Consider the following 15,657-nt stretch of genomic DNA (forward strand, 5'->3'; position numbering starts at 1 on the left):
AATAGTGCGTCTTAAGCCTGCGCTTCGGACGGTTGCGTAGCAGCCGACTTCTTGGCCTCTTCGCGCTGCACTTCCTTCATCATCGGCGACGGGCCGGTTTCGGCCTTCTTCATCTTGACGATCAGGTGACGCAGAACCGCGTCGTTGAACTTGAATGCGTGTTCCAGCTCGTCGAGCGTGGTCTGGTCGCATTCGATGTTCATGCAGACGTAGTGAGCCTTCGCGAGTTTCTCGATCATGTAGGCCAGTTGGCGACGGCCCCAATCTTCGATACGGTGGATCTGGCCACCGTGCGACGTGATCGTGCTCTTGTAACGCTCGATCATGGCGGGCACTTGCTCGCTCTGATCGGGATGCACGATAAAGACGATTTCATAATGACGCATACACACTCCTTGTGGATTAAAGCCACCCGGGCGTCGGAACCGGTGTGGCAAGTGAGAAGCCAAAGAGTGTAACCCGAATGGGGCCGGGGTGCAAGATATGGCGTCGGCGCGACGCTTGATTCGGGTGTGTTTTCAAAGGTTTAGGGACGACCTGGCGGTGCACGCCGACCCGACCGGAGGCGCGCGAGCCGTATCCCGGCCGTTGTTGCCCGCCTTCGCCAGGATACCGAAGCGCTTTTCGCACTTTCGTGCCAGCGCGGCCGCTGTCTGCCGCGTTCCAGAAACACCGCATTTGCCCGCGCTTGCCGCACCGTCAGCTACTCTCCGTGCGCCCGCTACCGCTTTGCAAGCGCGCCTTCAGCGCGGTCTCGAGCCGGCTCAGCGCGTCGGGCGCGGCGTCGGTGATGGCCCACCAGGTCATGCCGTCGGCGTCCCAGCGCGCAATCGAATACCCTTCCTGCCCAGCCGCCGCGGGCGCCAGCGTCGAGCCGTCCGGGCGCCCGCCCGCAGTTGCCCCTCCGGAACTGGCCTGCGGGAACACGTAGACATCGATCACGTGCTTGCCATAGCGGTACACCAGCACGGCCACCCGCCGATGCCCGAGGTAGTCGAGACGGCCTCCCTCCAGCGCGAACCCGCTTGCCGCCAGGTCTTCGACCGGCGGCGAATAGTCGAGCCGGCCGTTGAACCATGGCTTGACCGTATGGCGGTCGGTCGAAATCACGTCGATGTCGCGTCCCGATATCTGCGCCCGCACGTGGCTTTGCACCAGTTCATCGGTGAACGGCGTGAAGTCGGCTGGACGGCGCAAATTCAGCGTGATGACCGCCGTCGCCGCGCATAGCGCGAGGGCGAGTGCGGCGAACCCGCCCGCCCGGAGCCCGCGGCTCGCGCCGCCGACGGCCACCGGCTCGCCGAAGCCGCCTTCCGGGATGCCCCAACCGGTCAGCCACGCAGGCCAGCGGCGCGGGCGCGTCCTGGGTGCCGGATCGGGCCTCGCGGTGCCTCCAGCGGGCTCGGCCGTTCTCGCTGCATCAGAATCGGCGGCAGCAGACGCCCCGACCTTCTTCGCCCCCGCGTGCGCCCCGCTTCCTTCTGCCGCCTGATCGGCCGTAGATTCAAAGGTCGCCGACGCGTCCTCGAGCGCCGGCAATCCCGCGACGATCCTCACTCGCAAAGACTGCGGCGCGCGCTGATACGGCGCCGCCCGCAGCGCCTGACTCAGCGACCGCAGATTTTCGCTCTCGCGCCGGCAGGCATCGCAGCTCTCGATATGCTGCTGGACGCGCCTCGCATCCGGCGCAGGCAATTCATGATCGGCGTTCGCGTCGAGGAGCGGCCGTGCTTCATTACAGTTCATCCGGCGTCTCCCTGACTGGACCGGCGGGGCTGCCGCCGGGGATGTTGAGCGGCCGGCCATTGGCGGACGCGCGCAGCGGCATGACCGTCGCGGTAGCCGGCTTGCCGGCGGCCGGGATCGCGGCGCGCGCGGGGTTGCCGCCCGTTGCGCTCCGGTTATCGGCCGCCATGCGAGCAGCGCTCTCCGGCGAACCGGTCGAGCCTTGCCGCGGCGGCTCGGAATAGCCCGCGTCGCGCGGCGCCTCGCTACGCCCGGACTCACCTGCGGCTTTCCCGTCCGACGCCCCTGCCGCCGGCGTCGCCCCAAGCAGCGCCGCCAGCTTGCGACGCCCCCGGGCGAGCCGCGACATCACCGTGCCGATCGGCAGATCGGCCACCGCGGCGATCTCCCGGTAACCCATCTCCTCGAGTTCGCGCAAAACAAGCACCTCGCGATATTCGGCCGGCAACTGCGCGAGCGCCTCGTGGACCCGCCGCACGTCCTCGTCGCGGATCAGCAGCATCTGTGGATCGGCGCCACCCGCGCTCCAGCCGTCGAACACGGCGTCGTCCATGGTGTCGTCGAATTCGAGCATGTCGTGCGGCGACGCGCGTCGCCGCCATTCGGTGTACCAGGTGCGCCGCACGATCGCCAGCAGCCACGGCCGCGCGGAGTCGCCGCGAAACGTGTCGAAAAAACGAAACGCGCGCATGAACGCTTCCTGGACCACGTCCTCGGCGTCGCTCGCGTTGCCGCACAACCAGCGCGCGAGGTTGTACGCGGCATCGAGGTGCGGCAACGCGAGCTGCTGGAAGCGGCGGCTCCTGGCTGCGTCGGTTTCGCGTCGCTCGTGAGCGGCGGCGTCTGAATCGGTCTGGACCACCTCGGCCCTCCAGGGCATTGCAGCGATGCTGTGCGGCGCGTCGCAACGCGCTCCTCACCGCTTGACCGGTGATCGGCCCAGTTTATTCCCACGGTCGCCGTCGGATCGGGAAAATACGCGCAAAAAACGCGAGCAGCCGTCCACTAATAAGCCGGCCGGTTCCAGTAGTCCTCGCTCGCGTACACCTCCTTAAGATAGTCGATGAAATAGCGCACCCTCGCGGGCACATAGCGCTGCTGCGGATAGACCGCAAGAATGTCGTAGTCCGGCAGCGCGTATTCGTCGAGCACGGTTTCGAGTTCGCCGCGCGCCAGTTGCTGCTGGATTTCCCACGTCGAGCGCCAGCCGAGCCCGAGGCCTTCGGAGACCCAGCGATGCAGCAGTTCACCGTCGTTGCAGTCGAGCGTGCCGCCCACGCGCACGGTCGCGAGCTTGCCGTTGCGGCGGAAATACCAGCCGCGGTTTTGCCCGCCTTGCAGATTGAATGCGAGACAGTTGTGGCGCGGCAGGTCTTCGAGCGTTTTCGGCCTGCCGTGCCGGCGGAAATAGTCCGGTGTGCCGCACACCACGCGCCGGTTCGACGCCAGCTTCACCGCGACGAAGTTCGGATCGACCGCGCCGCCGATGCGGATCGACAGGTCGTAACCCTCGCGCACCAGGTCCACGACCCGGTCGGTCAGATTGAACGACAGCTGCAACTCCGGCTTGTCGGCGAGAAAAGCCGGCGCGAGCGGCGCGACGTGCTTGCGCCCGAACGCGGCCGGCGCCGACACGATCAGATGGCCGTTGACCGCACGCCGTCCGGCGCTCAGTTCGTTTTCCGCCTGATCCCACTCGGTCAGCAGGCCCCGGCAGCGCTCCAGAAACGCGGCGCCGTCTTCGCTGATCACTAGCCGCCGCGTCGAGCGGTACATCAGTTTCACGCCAAGGCGCTTTTCCAGCGCGTCGATGCGCCGCCCGAGAATCACCGGCGACACCCCCTCTTCCAGCGCCGCCGCCGCGAGGCTGCCCGCGTCCGCGACCCGCACGAAAGTCTCGATCTGTTTGAAGCGATCCATGTGGGTCTCCTGTGGGTGGCGTTCGGTCGCATTCTGCTTGCATTCGGCTTGGACTCGCGTCGAATCCGCGTCGCATTCCAGCGATTCCGGCCGCACTGGACCAGATTCCGCTTGCGTGGCGAGCCCCGCGTCACTCCATACTTTTTGTTCCGAAATAAGCGACCTGGACTGATCTTATCAAACCTTTAGGTCGGGCCTAAAGTTGCTCCTAACAAGCTTCCGTTCGCCCGTTCACAGCTATCCCCCAAGACATTCAGGAGACATTCATGGCCAAGATGAGAGCCGTCGACGCAGCCGTGCTGGTGCTCGAAAAAGAAGGCATCGAGACGGCGTTCGGTGTACCGGGCGCCGCGATCAACCCGTTCTATTCGGCGATGCGCAAGGCCGGCAACATCAGCCACGTGCTGGCGCGCCACGTCGAAGGCGCGTCGCACATGGCCGAGGGCTACACGCGGGCGCGGCCGGGCAACATCGGCGTGTGCATCGGCACGTCGGGGCCCGCGGGCACCGACATGATCACCGGTTTGTATTCCGCCCAGGCGGACTCGATCCCTATTCTCGCCATCACCGGTCAGGCGCCGCGCGCGCGTCTGTACAAGGAAGACTTCCAGGCCGTCGATATCGAAGCGATCGCCAAGCCCGTCACCAAGTGGGCCGTGACGGTGCGCGAACCGGCGCTGGTGCCGCGCGTGTTCCAGCAGGCGTTCCATCTGATGCGCTCGGGCCGCCCGGGTCCGGTGCTGGTCGACCTGCCGATCGACGTGCAACTCGCGGAGATCGAGTTCGACATCGACACGTACGAGCCGCTGCCGGTGTACAAGCCGAAGGCGACGCGCAAGCAGATCGAAGCTGCCTTGAAGATGCTCAACGAGGCAGACAAGCCGCTGATCGTCTCCGGCGGCGGCGTACTGAACGCAGTCGCCGAAGACCTGCTGGTGACTTTCGCCGAAACCGTCGGCGTGCCGGTAATCCCGACGCTGATGTCGTGGGGCGCGATTCCCGACGACCACCCGCTGATGGCCGGCATGGTCGGTCTCCAAACCTCGCACCGCTACGGCAACGCGACGATGCTCGCATCCGACTTCGTGCTGGGCATCGGCAATCGCTGGGCGAATCGCCACACGGGCAGCGTCGAGGTGTACACGAAGGGCCGCAAGTTCGTGCATATCGACATCGAGCCGACGCAGATTGGCCGCGTGTTCGGCCCGGATCTGGGGATCGTGTCGGACGCGAAAGCCGCGCTCGAACTGTTCGTCGACGTGGCGCGCGAATGGAAGGCCGCGGGCAAGCTGAAAGACCGCAGCGCATGGGTCGCCGAATGCCAGGAGCGCAAGCGCACCATGCTGCGCAAGACGCACTTCGACAATGTGCCGATGAAGCCGCAGCGCGTCTACGAAGAGATGAACAAGGTGTTCGGCCGCGATACCTGTTACGTGAGCACGATTGGTCTGTCGCAGATTGCCGGTGCGCAATTCCTGCATGTGTACAAAGCGCGCAACTGGATCAACTGTGGCCAGGCCGGCCCGCTCGGCTGGACCATTCCGGCAGCGCTCGGCGTACGTGCCGCCGATCCGCAACGGCCGATCGTCGCGCTTTCGGGCGACTACGACTTCCAGTTCATGATCGAAGAACTCGCGGCCGGCGCGCAATTCAACCTGCCCTATGTGCATGTGGTCGTGAACAACTCGTACCTCGGGCTGATCCGCCAGGCGCAACGCGCGTTCGAGATGGATTTCTGCGTGCAGCTCGGCTTCGAGAATATCAACTCGCCCGAGACCAACGGTTATGGCGTCGATCATGTAGCGGTCGCCGAAGGTCTGGGCTGCAAGGCGATTCGCGTGTTCAAGCCGGAAGAGCTCAAGCCCGCGCTGCAACGAGCGCAGTCGATGCTCGCCGAGTTCAACGTGCCGGTGATCGTCGAGGTGATTCTCGAACGCGTGACCAATATTTCGATGGGCACGGAGATCGACGCGATCAACGAGTTCGAGGAACTGGCCGCGAAGCGCGAAGACGCGCCGACCGCGATCAGCATGCTGGACTGAGCGTCGCAAGTCATGCGTCGCGAAAGCGATGGGCGGCGTCGCAACGCAGCGCTGCCCGTCAGCGACCGATTCGCGACGCGAATCCAGTTGTCCGAAGCATTTATTTCCCTGACCGACCCTAGAGAGACACAAGCACCATGCCGAAATTCGCAGCGAATCTCACCATGCTGTTCAACGAAGTGCCGTTCCTCGACCGCTTTTCGGCTGCGGCGGACGCAGGCTTTCATGCCGTGGAATTCCTGTTTCCGTATGCGTACCCGATTGCCGAGCTGAGCGAGCGTTTGCAGGAGAACCGGCTGAAGCTGGTGCTGCACAACCTGCCCGCCGGCAACTGGGAAGCCGGCGAACGCGGCATTGCGTGCCTGCCGGATCGCGTAAGCGAGTTTCAGGAAGGCGTCGGCCGTGCGATCGAATATGCGAGCGCGCTGAAGGTGCCGCAAGTGAATTGCCTCGTCGGGATTCCGACGGCCGGTGTGGATGCGCACGAGGCGCGCGCGACGATCGTCGACAACCTGCGCTTCGCGGCGGATCAGTTGAAGCGCGCCGGCATCAAACTGCTGATCGAACCGTGCAACGCGTACGACATTCCCGGCTTCGCACTGAACCGTTCGAGCGAAGGGCTCGACGTGATTCGCGCCGTGGGCTCCGACAACCTGTTCCTGCAATACGACATCTATCACATGCAACGGATGGAAGGGGAACTCGCCGCGACGATCAAAAAGAACCTGCCGCAAATCGCGCACATCCAGCTCGCCGACAACCCCGGCCGCAACGAACCGGGCACCGGCGAAATCAATTACGCGTACCTGTTCGCGCTACTCGACTCGCTCGGCTACGACGGTTATGTCGGCTGCGAGTACAAGCCGCGCACGACCACCACCGCCGGTCTCGGCTGGGTGCAAAGCGTGGCCGGACAAACGCGCGGCGCGGCGCACACGGCGGCCTGAGCGGTTGCTTCGACAGCTGCCCGAGCGATTGCTCGAGTCGTCGTTTCAGCGGTCGCAGTAGCGCCCGATATAAGTCCCACGCGGGACACCACATAACTCTGGAGATCCACACATATGGCAAAGATCGGTTTCATCGGGCTCGGCATCATGGGCTCACACATGGCGCGCAACCTCATCAAGGGCGGTCATTCGCTGTTCGTGAACGGCGCCCACCCGGTGCCGGAGGACCTCGCCAAAACGACCACGGTGCTCGCCAGCTCGACCGCCGTCGCGCAGGCCGCCGACATCGTCATCATCATGGTGCCGGACACGCCTGATGTCGCGAACGTGCTGTTCGCCGACGACGGCGTCGCCGCCGGTCTCACGAAGGGCAAGCTGGTGATCGACATGAGCTCGATCTCGCCGCTCGACACGCAGGCGTTTGCGAAGAAGATCAACGCGCTCGGCGTCGACTATCTCGATGCGCCGGTGTCAGGCGGCGAAGTTGGCGCGCGTGAAGCGTCGCTGACGATCATGGTAGGCGGCCCGGAAAGCGCGTTCGCCACTGCAAAGCCGCTGTTCGAACTGATGGGCAAGAACATTTCGCTGATCGGCGAGAACGGCGCGGGTCAGACGTGCAAGGTGGCCAATCAGATCATCGTCGCGCTGAACATCGAAGCGGTGGCCGAAGCGTTGTTGTTCGCGTCGCGTTCGGGCGCCGACCCCGAGCGCGTACGCAAGGCGTTGATGGGCGGCTTCGCGTCGTCGCGGATTCTGGAAGTGCATGGCGAACGCATGACCAAACGCACGTTCAATCCGGGCTTTCGTATCGAACTGCACCAGAAGGACCTGAACCTCGCACTCGATGGCGCGCGCAAGTTAGGCATCGCGCTGCCGCACACCGCGAGCGCACAGCAACTGTTCAGCGTCTGCGCGGCCAACGGCGGCAAGGCATGGGACCACTCGGCGATGGTGCGCGCGCTCGAGATCATGGCCAATCATGAGCTCGCGCAGGCGCCGGGCAACGAAGCGAAGGCGGCTTGAAGCGGCTCATCGTGTGATCGGGTTGCGCTTTCGCCGGGCAGGTCCGTTGCAGCGCGCGGTGCGTGAAATGGGCGTCGTTGCGTGGTCGTATGAACGCGGCGACGCGTCACGGCGAACCGCGACAGCAAGGCGCACCCACCGGGAAGCCTGCCGCCGGCATCACAGGCAGGAAACAAGAAGTCCATCGCACGATCATACGGTTTGCGGTGATCGCCGCATCGGCGAAACCGTCGCAAACACAGGTGGGGCGCCCGTTCGTCGCGCAGCTTGCGCGGCGCAATGGGCAAATCGTGCCGCTCTGGGCTGAGAGCGGCAAGTGGGGTCCGCAGCGGCACCCGGTGACGCCGGGGAAGCCTTGGTCGGTCAGACGTCGTCGTCGGGTGTCCGCCTGTCGGATTCATGTCATGCTTTTTCCGCCAATCCCTCGCAGCGGGTGCAATCATGCATCGCGCCTGCTTGCACGTCCGTTTGCATTTGCTTGCAACTGCGCTTCGTTGTCCGCACTATTTTTGACACATTGCGGCGCGCTTTTCTCCTACACTCGTTCGGTCTGGTTGGCTGCCTTGGTTGTGCTCGCAAGCGCGACGCGTCTCATCCGCATGACGTGCGTGTGATTCACGTCTGTCGCGCAATCTCGCAGCGAGTGCATAACCCGGTGCCCAACCTGTTCTTGTGCAACTACGTCAGGAGTGTGATCGATGGGTATTCTCAGTTTCATCAAGGAAGCCGGCGAAAAGCTGTTCGGCGCCGCGTCTACTTCCGCGCAAGCCGCCGAGCCGGCCGCGCCCGATGTCGCCGCGCTGAATAAAACCGCAGGCGACGCGATCGCCACCTACATCCGCAGCCAGGGCCTCGACGCCACCAATCTGCAGGTGAGCTACGACGGCACGAGCCACACGGTCACCGTTGCTGGAGAGGCCGCCGATCAGCCGACCAAGGACAAGATCCTGGTCGCCGCCGGCAACGTGCAGAACGTCGACAAGGTCGACGATCAACTCACCGTCACTACCCCAGCCGCCGCGCCGACGCAGTTCCACACGGTCGTGCCCGGCGACAATCTGTGGAAGATCGCCGAGAAGTATTACGGCAGCGGCGCGAACAACGATGCCATCTTCCAGGCGAACACGCCGATGCTGAAGAGTCCGGACAAGATCTATCCGGGCCAGGTGTTGGTGATCCCGGCGCAGTGATGATGCGCTCTCTGGCGTCATAGACCGTCACGCGCGGTCGAAAAGCGCGCATTAAACGGCAACGCGGCGCCTGGATCGAAAACCGGGCGCCGCGTTTTTTTATCGAGCCTGTATCGAGCCTGTATCGGCCCTTCACGCAGACAACAGACGCGTGCGGGCCGCTGGTGGTCAGTTGCGCACCAGCATCAATACGTATCGAACGCCTTTTGCAAAGCCACCGGCCCGGTACCCCCGGCGGCCAGCGCCAGCATCAGCAGAACCCGAGCCTTGTACGGATTGAGCGACCCGGCGCTGATGAAACCGAGCGCGTCGTCGGCAGCCGCGCCGTTGTGCATCACGTGTCCCGAACCCACGCGCGACGAGCGCACCACCGCCACGCCCTGCGAAATGGCGTCGGCAAGCGCGGGCAGCATCGCCGCGTGAATCGAACCGTTGCCGGTGCCTGCCACGACGATCCCACGCACGCCGGCGGCCACCAGCGCGTCTATCGCAATGCGCGACACGCCCGCGTAGCTCATCACGATGTCCACGTGCGGCCACGTCGGCCCGATCACGAATTCGGTCGCGAGCGTGTGCGCGCGCACCACGCTGCGCTGGAATTCGACGCGCCCGTCCTGCACCCAGCCGAGTGCGCCGATCTCGGGCGACTGGAATGCATCGACCGCATAGGTGCTCGTCTTGATCACGTCGCGCGCGCTGTGAATCCGGTTGTTGAACGCGACCAGCACGCCCTGCCCGCGCGAGCCCGCATGCGCGGCAACGCTCACCGCGTTCAGCAGGTTCAGCGGGCCATCGGCGGATAAGGCCGACGCCGGGCGCATCGCCGCGGTCAGCACCACCGGCTTGGCCGATTTGATAGTCAGATGCAGCAGGAACGCGGTTTCCTCGAGTGTGTCAGTGCCATGCGTGACGACGACGCCGTCAATGTCGTCGGCTGCGAGCAGTGTGTTGATGCGTTGCGCGAGCGTGGTCCACAGCGACAATGCCATGTCCTTGCTGTCGACGCTGGCGATCTGTTCGGGCGCGACGCGCGCCACGGTCGAAAACGCCGGCACCGCGGCCAGTAATTGATCGACACCGACGACGCCCGCCTGGTAGCCGGACGTATTGGTGGCGTCGGCGGCGGCCCCGGCGATGGTGCCGCCGGTCGCCAGCACGGCGATGCGCGGCAGCGTGGCGCCGTGTGACGAAGGCGGCGCTGAAGTGGTAGTTGAAGTATTCATGGCGACGATTGTAAGCGATGCGCCACGCGAGAAAAAACGGCCGCCCCCTCTCTGCGCGGCTCACGCGAAGTTTGCGTCGCGTGCGCGCGGACACCGCGCGAAACGACGCAGCGTCGCTACACCGTCAATGCAGATGGCGGACGCCGCAGGCCCGGCGCCCGCGTCAAGCCGCCTCGCGCAGCTGTGCGGCGATGTCGGCCTCGCTCAACTGAGGCGCGAACATCTCGATCAGACGGTACGCGTAGGCGCGCAAGAACGCGCCCTTGCGCAGGCCGACGCGCGTCGTGCTCGCTTCGAACAGATGCTGGGTGTCGAGCGCGACGAGTTCGGTGTCGCGCTTCGGATCGTACGCCATGGCCGCGACCACGCCGATGCCCATGCCGAGTTCGACATACGTCTTGATCACGTCGGCGTCGATTGCGGTCAGCACGACGTCGGGCAACGCACCGGCTTTCGCAAACGCCTGGTCGATGTGCGAGCGGCCCGTGAAGTCCTGGTCGTAGGTGACGATCGGGAATTCGGCGATCTCGTCGAGCGTCACATTCGGCCGCTCCACCAGTGGATGCCCCTTCGGCACGACCACCACGTGGTGCCACGAATAGCACGGGAACGTGACGATATCCGGGAAGCGGTCGAGCGCTTCCGTTGAAATGCCGATATCCGCTTCGCCGTTGATGATCATCTGCGCGATCTGCTGCGGGCTGCCCTGGCGCAGCGCCAGATGCACTTTCGGATACACCTCGGTAAAGCGCCGAACCACCTTCGGCAGCGCGTAGCGCGCCTGCGTATGAGTGGTCGCGACCACCAGATGGCCGCTATCCTGATCGGCGTACTGGCGCGCGACGCGACGCAGATTCTCCGCATCGAGCAGCATCCGCTCGATCAGCTGATGCACCGCCTTGCCCGGTTCCGTGAGGCCCGTCAGGCGCTTGCCGCGCCGGATGAAAATGTCCACGCCGAGTTCGTCCTCCAGATCCTTGATCTGTTTGGACACGCCCGACTGCGACGTGTACAGCACGTTCGCCACTTCGGTCAGATTCATGTTCTGACGCACGGCCTCGCGCACGAAGCGCAGTTGCTGGAAATTCATCTGTATGTCTCCGGTTCGGCCAGAGTGGAATTATTCGAGTGTTCGACTGCAGCGCCCGATGCTCACGCGTTACGTTGAACCGCTTGATGCGCGGGAAAAACGCGCAACGCACGCGGCACCGCGGTCACGCCATCGCCGATCCCCAGTCTAAGCTCGCGCCACGCTTCGCGATCGAGTTCGGCTTCGAGCACATTGCCCTCGCGCCCGGCCAGTTCGACCCGCACCGAGCCGCCCAGCGTCACCACGCGCCGCACGTCGACGACGATCCCTTCGCGATGCCCCGACGCCTGCGGATACAACTGCAGATCGTGCGGCCGCACATACGCGAATGCGGGACCGCGAAAATCCGCGCTGATCGCAACCGGCAGCGCAGCGCCGTCGACCACGAAGCCGCTCGCGTCGACGTTGCCGTGCAGACGGTTGGCCGCGCCGAGAAACTCGTAGACGAACGAGGTCTGCGGATGATCGTACACGTCCTGCGGACTGCCCACCTGCTCCACATGGCCGCGATTGAGCACGACGATGCGATCGGCCACTTCGAGCGCTTCTTCCTGATCGTGCGTGACGAAGATCGTCGAGATGTGCAGATCGTCGTGCAGGCGCCGCAGCCAACTGCGCAGTTCCTTGCGCACCTTTGCGTCGAGCGCGCCGAACGGTTCGTCGAGCAGCAGGACCTTCGGCTCGACTGCGAGTGCGCGCGCGAGGGCGATGCGTTGCCGCTGGCCACCCGACAATTCCGACGGATAGCGTTGCGCGAGCCAGTCGAGCTGCACGAGCTTCAACAGATCATGCACCTTCTCGCGGATCACCGCTTCCGCGGGCCGCTCCTTGCGCGGCTTCACACGCAAGCCGAAGGCTACGTTCTCGAACACGGTCATGTGGCGAAACAGCGCGTAATGCTGGAATACGAAGCCGACTTCCCGCTCGCGTGCGCCGACCGCCGCGACGTCCTGGCCGTGCAGCACGACCTGGCCGCCGTCCGCGTATTCGAGCCCGGCGATCACCCGCAGCAAGGTGGTCTTGCCGCAGCCCGACGGCCCGAGCAGCGCAACCAGTTCGCCTGGCGGGAAGTCGAGCGAGACGTTGTCGAGCGCGACGAAATCGCCGAAGCGCTTTTGCAGGTTACGAACGGTGATACCCATTACAGCTCTCCTTGCTTGAGCGGGTGTTGCTGCGTCGCATGCGCCACGTCGACGGACTGCGGGAATGAATCTGAAGCCGAACGTGCTGCGGCCTGCGCTCGTGCCGGCGCGGCGGCCGACTGCGCCGGCGGCCCGGCATGCGCGGGCACATCGCGCGCGGCCGATAGCTGCGCCGACATGTGGCGCTCGGCGAGCAGCTTGAGCGCCAGCGTCACGAGGGCGAGCAAGGCCAGCACCGACGCTACCGCGAACGCCGCCGAGAAGTTGTATTCGTTGTAGAGAATCTCGACGTGCAGCGGCATCGTGTCGGTCTGGCCGCGAATATGGCCCGACACCACCGACACCGCGCCGAATTCGCCCATCGCCCGCGCATTGCACAGGATCACTCCGTACAGCAGACCCCACTTCACGTTCGGCAGCGTGACCCGGCGAAAGATCTGCCAGCCCGATGCGCCCAGCACATGCGCGGCTTCCTCTTCGTCGTTGCCTTGCGCCTGCATCAGCGGAATCAGTTCGCGCGCGACGAACGGGAAGGTGACGAAGATCGTCGCGAGCACGATGCCCGGCACCGCGAAGATGATCTGCACGTCATGGTCCTGCAGCCACGGACCGAACCAGCCCTGCGCGCCGAACATCAGCACGTAGATCAAACCCGAGATCACCGGCGACACCGAGAACGGCAGGTCGATCAGCGTGGTCAGCAGTGCCTTGCCGCGGAAGTCGAACTTGGCGATACACCACGAGGCCACGAGACCGAACACGAGATTCAGCGGTACCGCGATCGCGGCGGTGATCACGGTCAGCTTGATCGCGGCCAGCGCATCGGAATCGGCGAGTGCTTCAAAATAGAAAACGAGGCCCTTGTTCAGCGCCTGATAAAACACGGCCACCAGCGGCACGACGAGAAACAGCGCCAGGAAGAGCAGCGCAATGCCGGTCAGCAGCCAGCGCACCACCGGTCGTTCGGTCACAGGATGGGGCCGGTGGGCGACGTGCAGCGGCGCACGCGGCGCAACGGCTACCGCGGCGCTGTCGCTCGCGCGGTTCGCACGGTTCGCGCTGTCCGCATGAGTCGTGTGGTTCACTGATCGGCCGCTCACTGCACTCCTCCGCCAATCGCCGCGACACTTGTTGCGGCGACCGCCGCCGGCCCGCTGCCGCCGCCGCGGCTCGTGCGCCGCTGCAAGTACCACTGCAAGCTGTTGACGAACAACAGCATCAGAAACGACACGACGAGCATCACTACCGCCAGCGCGGTCGCGCCCGCGTAGTCGTATTGCTCCAGCTTCGTGATGATCAACAGCGACGTGATCTCCGATTTCATCGGCACGTTGCCGGCAATGAAGATGACCGAGCCGTATTCGCCGAGCGCCCGCGCGAACGCGAGCGCGAAGCCGGTCAGGAGCGCCGGGAACACCGCCGGCAGCATGACGCGGCGAAACGTCAGCCAGCGCGAGGCCCCGAGGCACGCGGCCGCCTCCTCCTGCTCGCGCTCGAACTCCTCGAGCACCGGCTGCACCGTACGCACGACGAACGGCAGGCCGATGAAGGTCAGCGCGACGAGCACTCCCGCCGGCGTGAAGGCGATCTTGATGCCGAGCGGTTCGAGAAACTGGCCGATCCAGCCATTGCCCGAGTACACCGCCGCGAGCGAAATGCCGGCCACCGAAGTGGGCAGCGCGAACGGCAGATCGACCACCGCGTCGACGATACGCTTGAATGGAAATGTGTAGCGAACCAGCACCCACGCGACCAGAAAGCCGAACACCGCGTTGACCAGCGCGCCGCCGAGTGCGGCAAAAAACGTCAGGCGATACGACGCGAGCACCCTGGGCGACGTCACGGCGCGGACGAACTGATGCCAGTCGAGCGTCGCGGTCTTGAGAAAGGTCGCCGCCAGCGGGATCAGCACAATGAGGCTCAGATAAGCCACCGTGATGCCGAGTGTCAGGCCAAAGCCGGGCAACGCGCTCGGCTTTCGGAAGGTCAACGTGGTCATGCTGGATACTCTTTCAGTTTGATGCGTGCGTGGCGATACGGATCTTCGGCTGCCCGATTCCGGTTGATCAAAAGCGCGCCCAGGGGCGCGCTCGGACCTGGCGCGTTGCCGCGCCGCATGCCGGGTGTCGAGGCCCGGTACGGGCACCCATGCGCAGATTTACTGTGGCTGATAGATCGAATCGAACACGCCGCCGTCGGCAAAGTGGGTTTTCTGCGCGTTGCTCCAGCCGCCGAACGAATCGTCGACCGTGTAGAGCTTGAGCTTCGGAAACTTCGCGGTCAGGTTGGCCGGCACCTTGTTCGAACGCGGACGGTAGAAGTTCTTCGCGGCGATCTCCTGGCCCTCTTCGCTGTACAGGAAGTTCAGATACGCGTCGGCGAGCTTGCGCGTGCCGTGCCTGTCGACCACTTTGTCGACCACCGCGACCGGCGGTTCGGCCAGAATGCTCACCGACGGCGCGACGACTTCAAACTTGTCGGGGCCAAACTCCTTGAGCGACAGGAACGCCTCGTTCTCCCAGGCGATCAGCACGTCGCCGATACCGCGCTGCACGAAGCTGGTGGTCGCGCCACGTGCGCCCGAATCCAGCACACCGGCGTTCCTGTACAACTTGCCGACGAACTCCTTCGCCTTCTGCGCATTGCCGCCCGGTTGATGTTCGGCATAGGCCCAGGCGGCCAGATAGTTCCAACGCGCGCCGCCCGAAGTCTTCGGATTGGGCGTCACGATCGACACACCGGGCTTGATCAGGTCGTCCCAGTCCTTGATGTGCTTCGGGTTGCCCTTGCGCACCAGGAACACGATCGTCGACGTATACGGCGACGCGTTGTCCGGCAGACGCTTTTGCCAGCCTTTGTCGAGCAGGCCTTTGCTGGCGAGCGCATCAATGTCGTAGGCGAGCGCGAGCGTCACCACGTCCGCCTGCAAGCCGTCCAGCACCGAGCGCGCCTGCGCCCCCGAGCCGCCGTGCGACTGCTTGAACGTGACCGTCTCGCCGGTCTTCGCCTTCCATTGCTTGCCGAACGCCTGGTTGACGTCCTGGTAGAGCTCGCGCGTCGGATCGTAGGAGACGTTCAGCAGCGTTGTGTCGGCCGCCTGTGCCTGGCCGAGGGCGCCCAGGGTAGCGAGGGTGCCGAGCGCGCCGAACGCGAGCGCCCCGATGAGTTGCCTGGTTCTGCCCGCCAGCCCCGTGTGCTTATGGCTCATGTTCGATTTTCTCCGCGTGGTCGTCTGCTGAAGCAGCGTTTGAGGTGGTGTTTGCGTCGCGGTCACGTGCACATGAGCGCCGATCCGGAGGCCAGTCTAGCGACGGTCTTTCATCATTAAAAATAA

Annotated in this window: 14 protein-coding genes; 4 read left to right on the top strand and 10 right to left on the bottom strand. The window is 64.8% G+C overall.

Going from position 1 to position 15,657, the window contains the following annotated elements:
* Positions 1 to 11: 11 nt before the first annotated feature.
* The 4 genes from rpsF to ABQJ48_RS03030 form a co-directional block, all read right to left on the bottom strand.
* Positions 12 to 386, bottom strand: coding sequence for a 30S ribosomal protein S6 (gene rpsF, locus ABQJ48_RS03015; RefSeq protein ID WP_006048823.1), 375 nt, complete (start codon positions 384 to 386; stop codon positions 12 to 14).
* Between the two features lie 313 nt (positions 387 to 699).
* Positions 700 to 1,746, bottom strand: a complete 1,047-nt coding sequence (locus ABQJ48_RS03020; protein ID WP_367835857.1) for an anti-sigma factor family protein — start codon at positions 1,744 to 1,746, stop codon at positions 700 to 702.
* Positions 1,736 to 2,608 carry an RNA polymerase sigma factor gene (locus ABQJ48_RS03025; protein ID WP_367835989.1) on the bottom strand — a complete coding sequence of 291 codons (873 nt, stop codon included), beginning with the start codon at positions 2,606 to 2,608 and terminating at the stop codon, positions 1,736 to 1,738. The genes ABQJ48_RS03020 and ABQJ48_RS03025 overlap by 11 nt, the downstream gene beginning before the upstream one ends.
* A gap of 143 nt (positions 2,609 to 2,751) precedes the next feature.
* A complete protein-coding gene (locus tag ABQJ48_RS03030) occupies positions 2,752 to 3,666 on the bottom strand; it encodes a LysR family transcriptional regulator (protein WP_367835859.1) in 915 nt (304 codons plus the stop codon).
* Positions 3,667 to 3,932: 266 nt separating this feature from the next.
* On the opposite strand from ABQJ48_RS03030, the gene gcl reads away from it, so the two are divergent.
* The 4 genes from gcl (at position 3,933) to lysM (ending at position 8,868) form a co-directional block, all read left to right on the top strand.
* Complete coding sequence (gene gcl / locus ABQJ48_RS03035) at positions 3,933 to 5,708, top strand: glyoxylate carboligase (protein ID WP_367835860.1); 1,776 nt, start codon at positions 3,933 to 3,935, stop codon at positions 5,706 to 5,708.
* Positions 5,709 to 5,845: 137 nt separating this feature from the next.
* Complete coding sequence (gene hyi, locus ABQJ48_RS03040; RefSeq protein WP_367835861.1) at positions 5,846 to 6,655, top strand: hydroxypyruvate isomerase; 810 nt, start codon at positions 5,846 to 5,848, stop codon at positions 6,653 to 6,655.
* 114 nt (positions 6,656 to 6,769) lie between these two features.
* Positions 6,770 to 7,678: a 2-hydroxy-3-oxopropionate reductase gene (locus tag ABQJ48_RS03045; RefSeq protein WP_367835862.1), complete on the top strand. Its 909-nt coding sequence runs from the start codon at positions 6,770 to 6,772 to the stop codon at positions 7,676 to 7,678.
* Positions 7,679 to 8,376: 698 nt separating this feature from the next.
* Positions 8,377 to 8,868, top strand: coding sequence for a peptidoglycan-binding protein LysM (gene lysM, locus ABQJ48_RS03050; RefSeq protein WP_367835864.1), 492 nt, complete (start codon positions 8,377 to 8,379; stop codon positions 8,866 to 8,868).
* 185 nt (positions 8,869 to 9,053) lie between these two features.
* On the opposite strand, the gene ABQJ48_RS03055 is transcribed toward lysM, so the two are convergent.
* From ABQJ48_RS03055 to ABQJ48_RS03080, 6 genes are all read right to left on the bottom strand, one after another.
* Positions 9,054 to 10,091 carry an asparaginase gene (locus ABQJ48_RS03055; RefSeq protein ID WP_367835866.1) on the bottom strand — a complete coding sequence of 346 codons (1,038 nt, stop codon included), beginning with the start codon at positions 10,089 to 10,091 and terminating at the stop codon, positions 9,054 to 9,056.
* A gap of 163 nt (positions 10,092 to 10,254) precedes the next feature.
* Positions 10,255 to 11,181, bottom strand: a complete 927-nt coding sequence (locus tag ABQJ48_RS03060; RefSeq protein WP_367835868.1) for a CysB family HTH-type transcriptional regulator — start codon at positions 11,179 to 11,181, stop codon at positions 10,255 to 10,257.
* Between the two features lie 62 nt (positions 11,182 to 11,243).
* The gene (locus ABQJ48_RS03065) at positions 11,244 to 12,323 is read right to left on the bottom strand and encodes a sulfate/molybdate ABC transporter ATP-binding protein (RefSeq protein WP_367835869.1); all 1,080 of its coding nucleotides are present in this window, start codon (positions 12,321 to 12,323) and stop codon (positions 11,244 to 11,246) included.
* A complete protein-coding gene (gene cysW / locus ABQJ48_RS03070; RefSeq protein WP_367835990.1) occupies positions 12,323 to 13,321 on the bottom strand; it encodes a sulfate ABC transporter permease subunit CysW in 999 nt (332 codons plus the stop codon). The genes ABQJ48_RS03065 and cysW overlap by 1 nt, the downstream gene beginning before the upstream one ends.
* Before the next feature lie 98 nt (positions 13,322 to 13,419).
* Positions 13,420 to 14,322: a sulfate ABC transporter permease subunit CysT gene (gene cysT / locus ABQJ48_RS03075; protein WP_367835871.1), complete on the bottom strand. Its 903-nt coding sequence runs from the start codon at positions 14,320 to 14,322 to the stop codon at positions 13,420 to 13,422.
* Between the two features lie 159 nt (positions 14,323 to 14,481).
* Positions 14,482 to 15,531: a sulfate ABC transporter substrate-binding protein gene (locus ABQJ48_RS03080; protein ID WP_367835873.1), complete on the bottom strand. Its 1,050-nt coding sequence runs from the start codon at positions 15,529 to 15,531 to the stop codon at positions 14,482 to 14,484.
* Between the last annotated feature and the right edge of the window lie 126 nt (positions 15,532 to 15,657).

It is taken from the genome of Paraburkholderia suaedae (assembly GCF_040812055.1).
Taxonomy (GTDB): Bacteria; Pseudomonadota; Gammaproteobacteria; order Burkholderiales; family Burkholderiaceae; genus Paraburkholderia.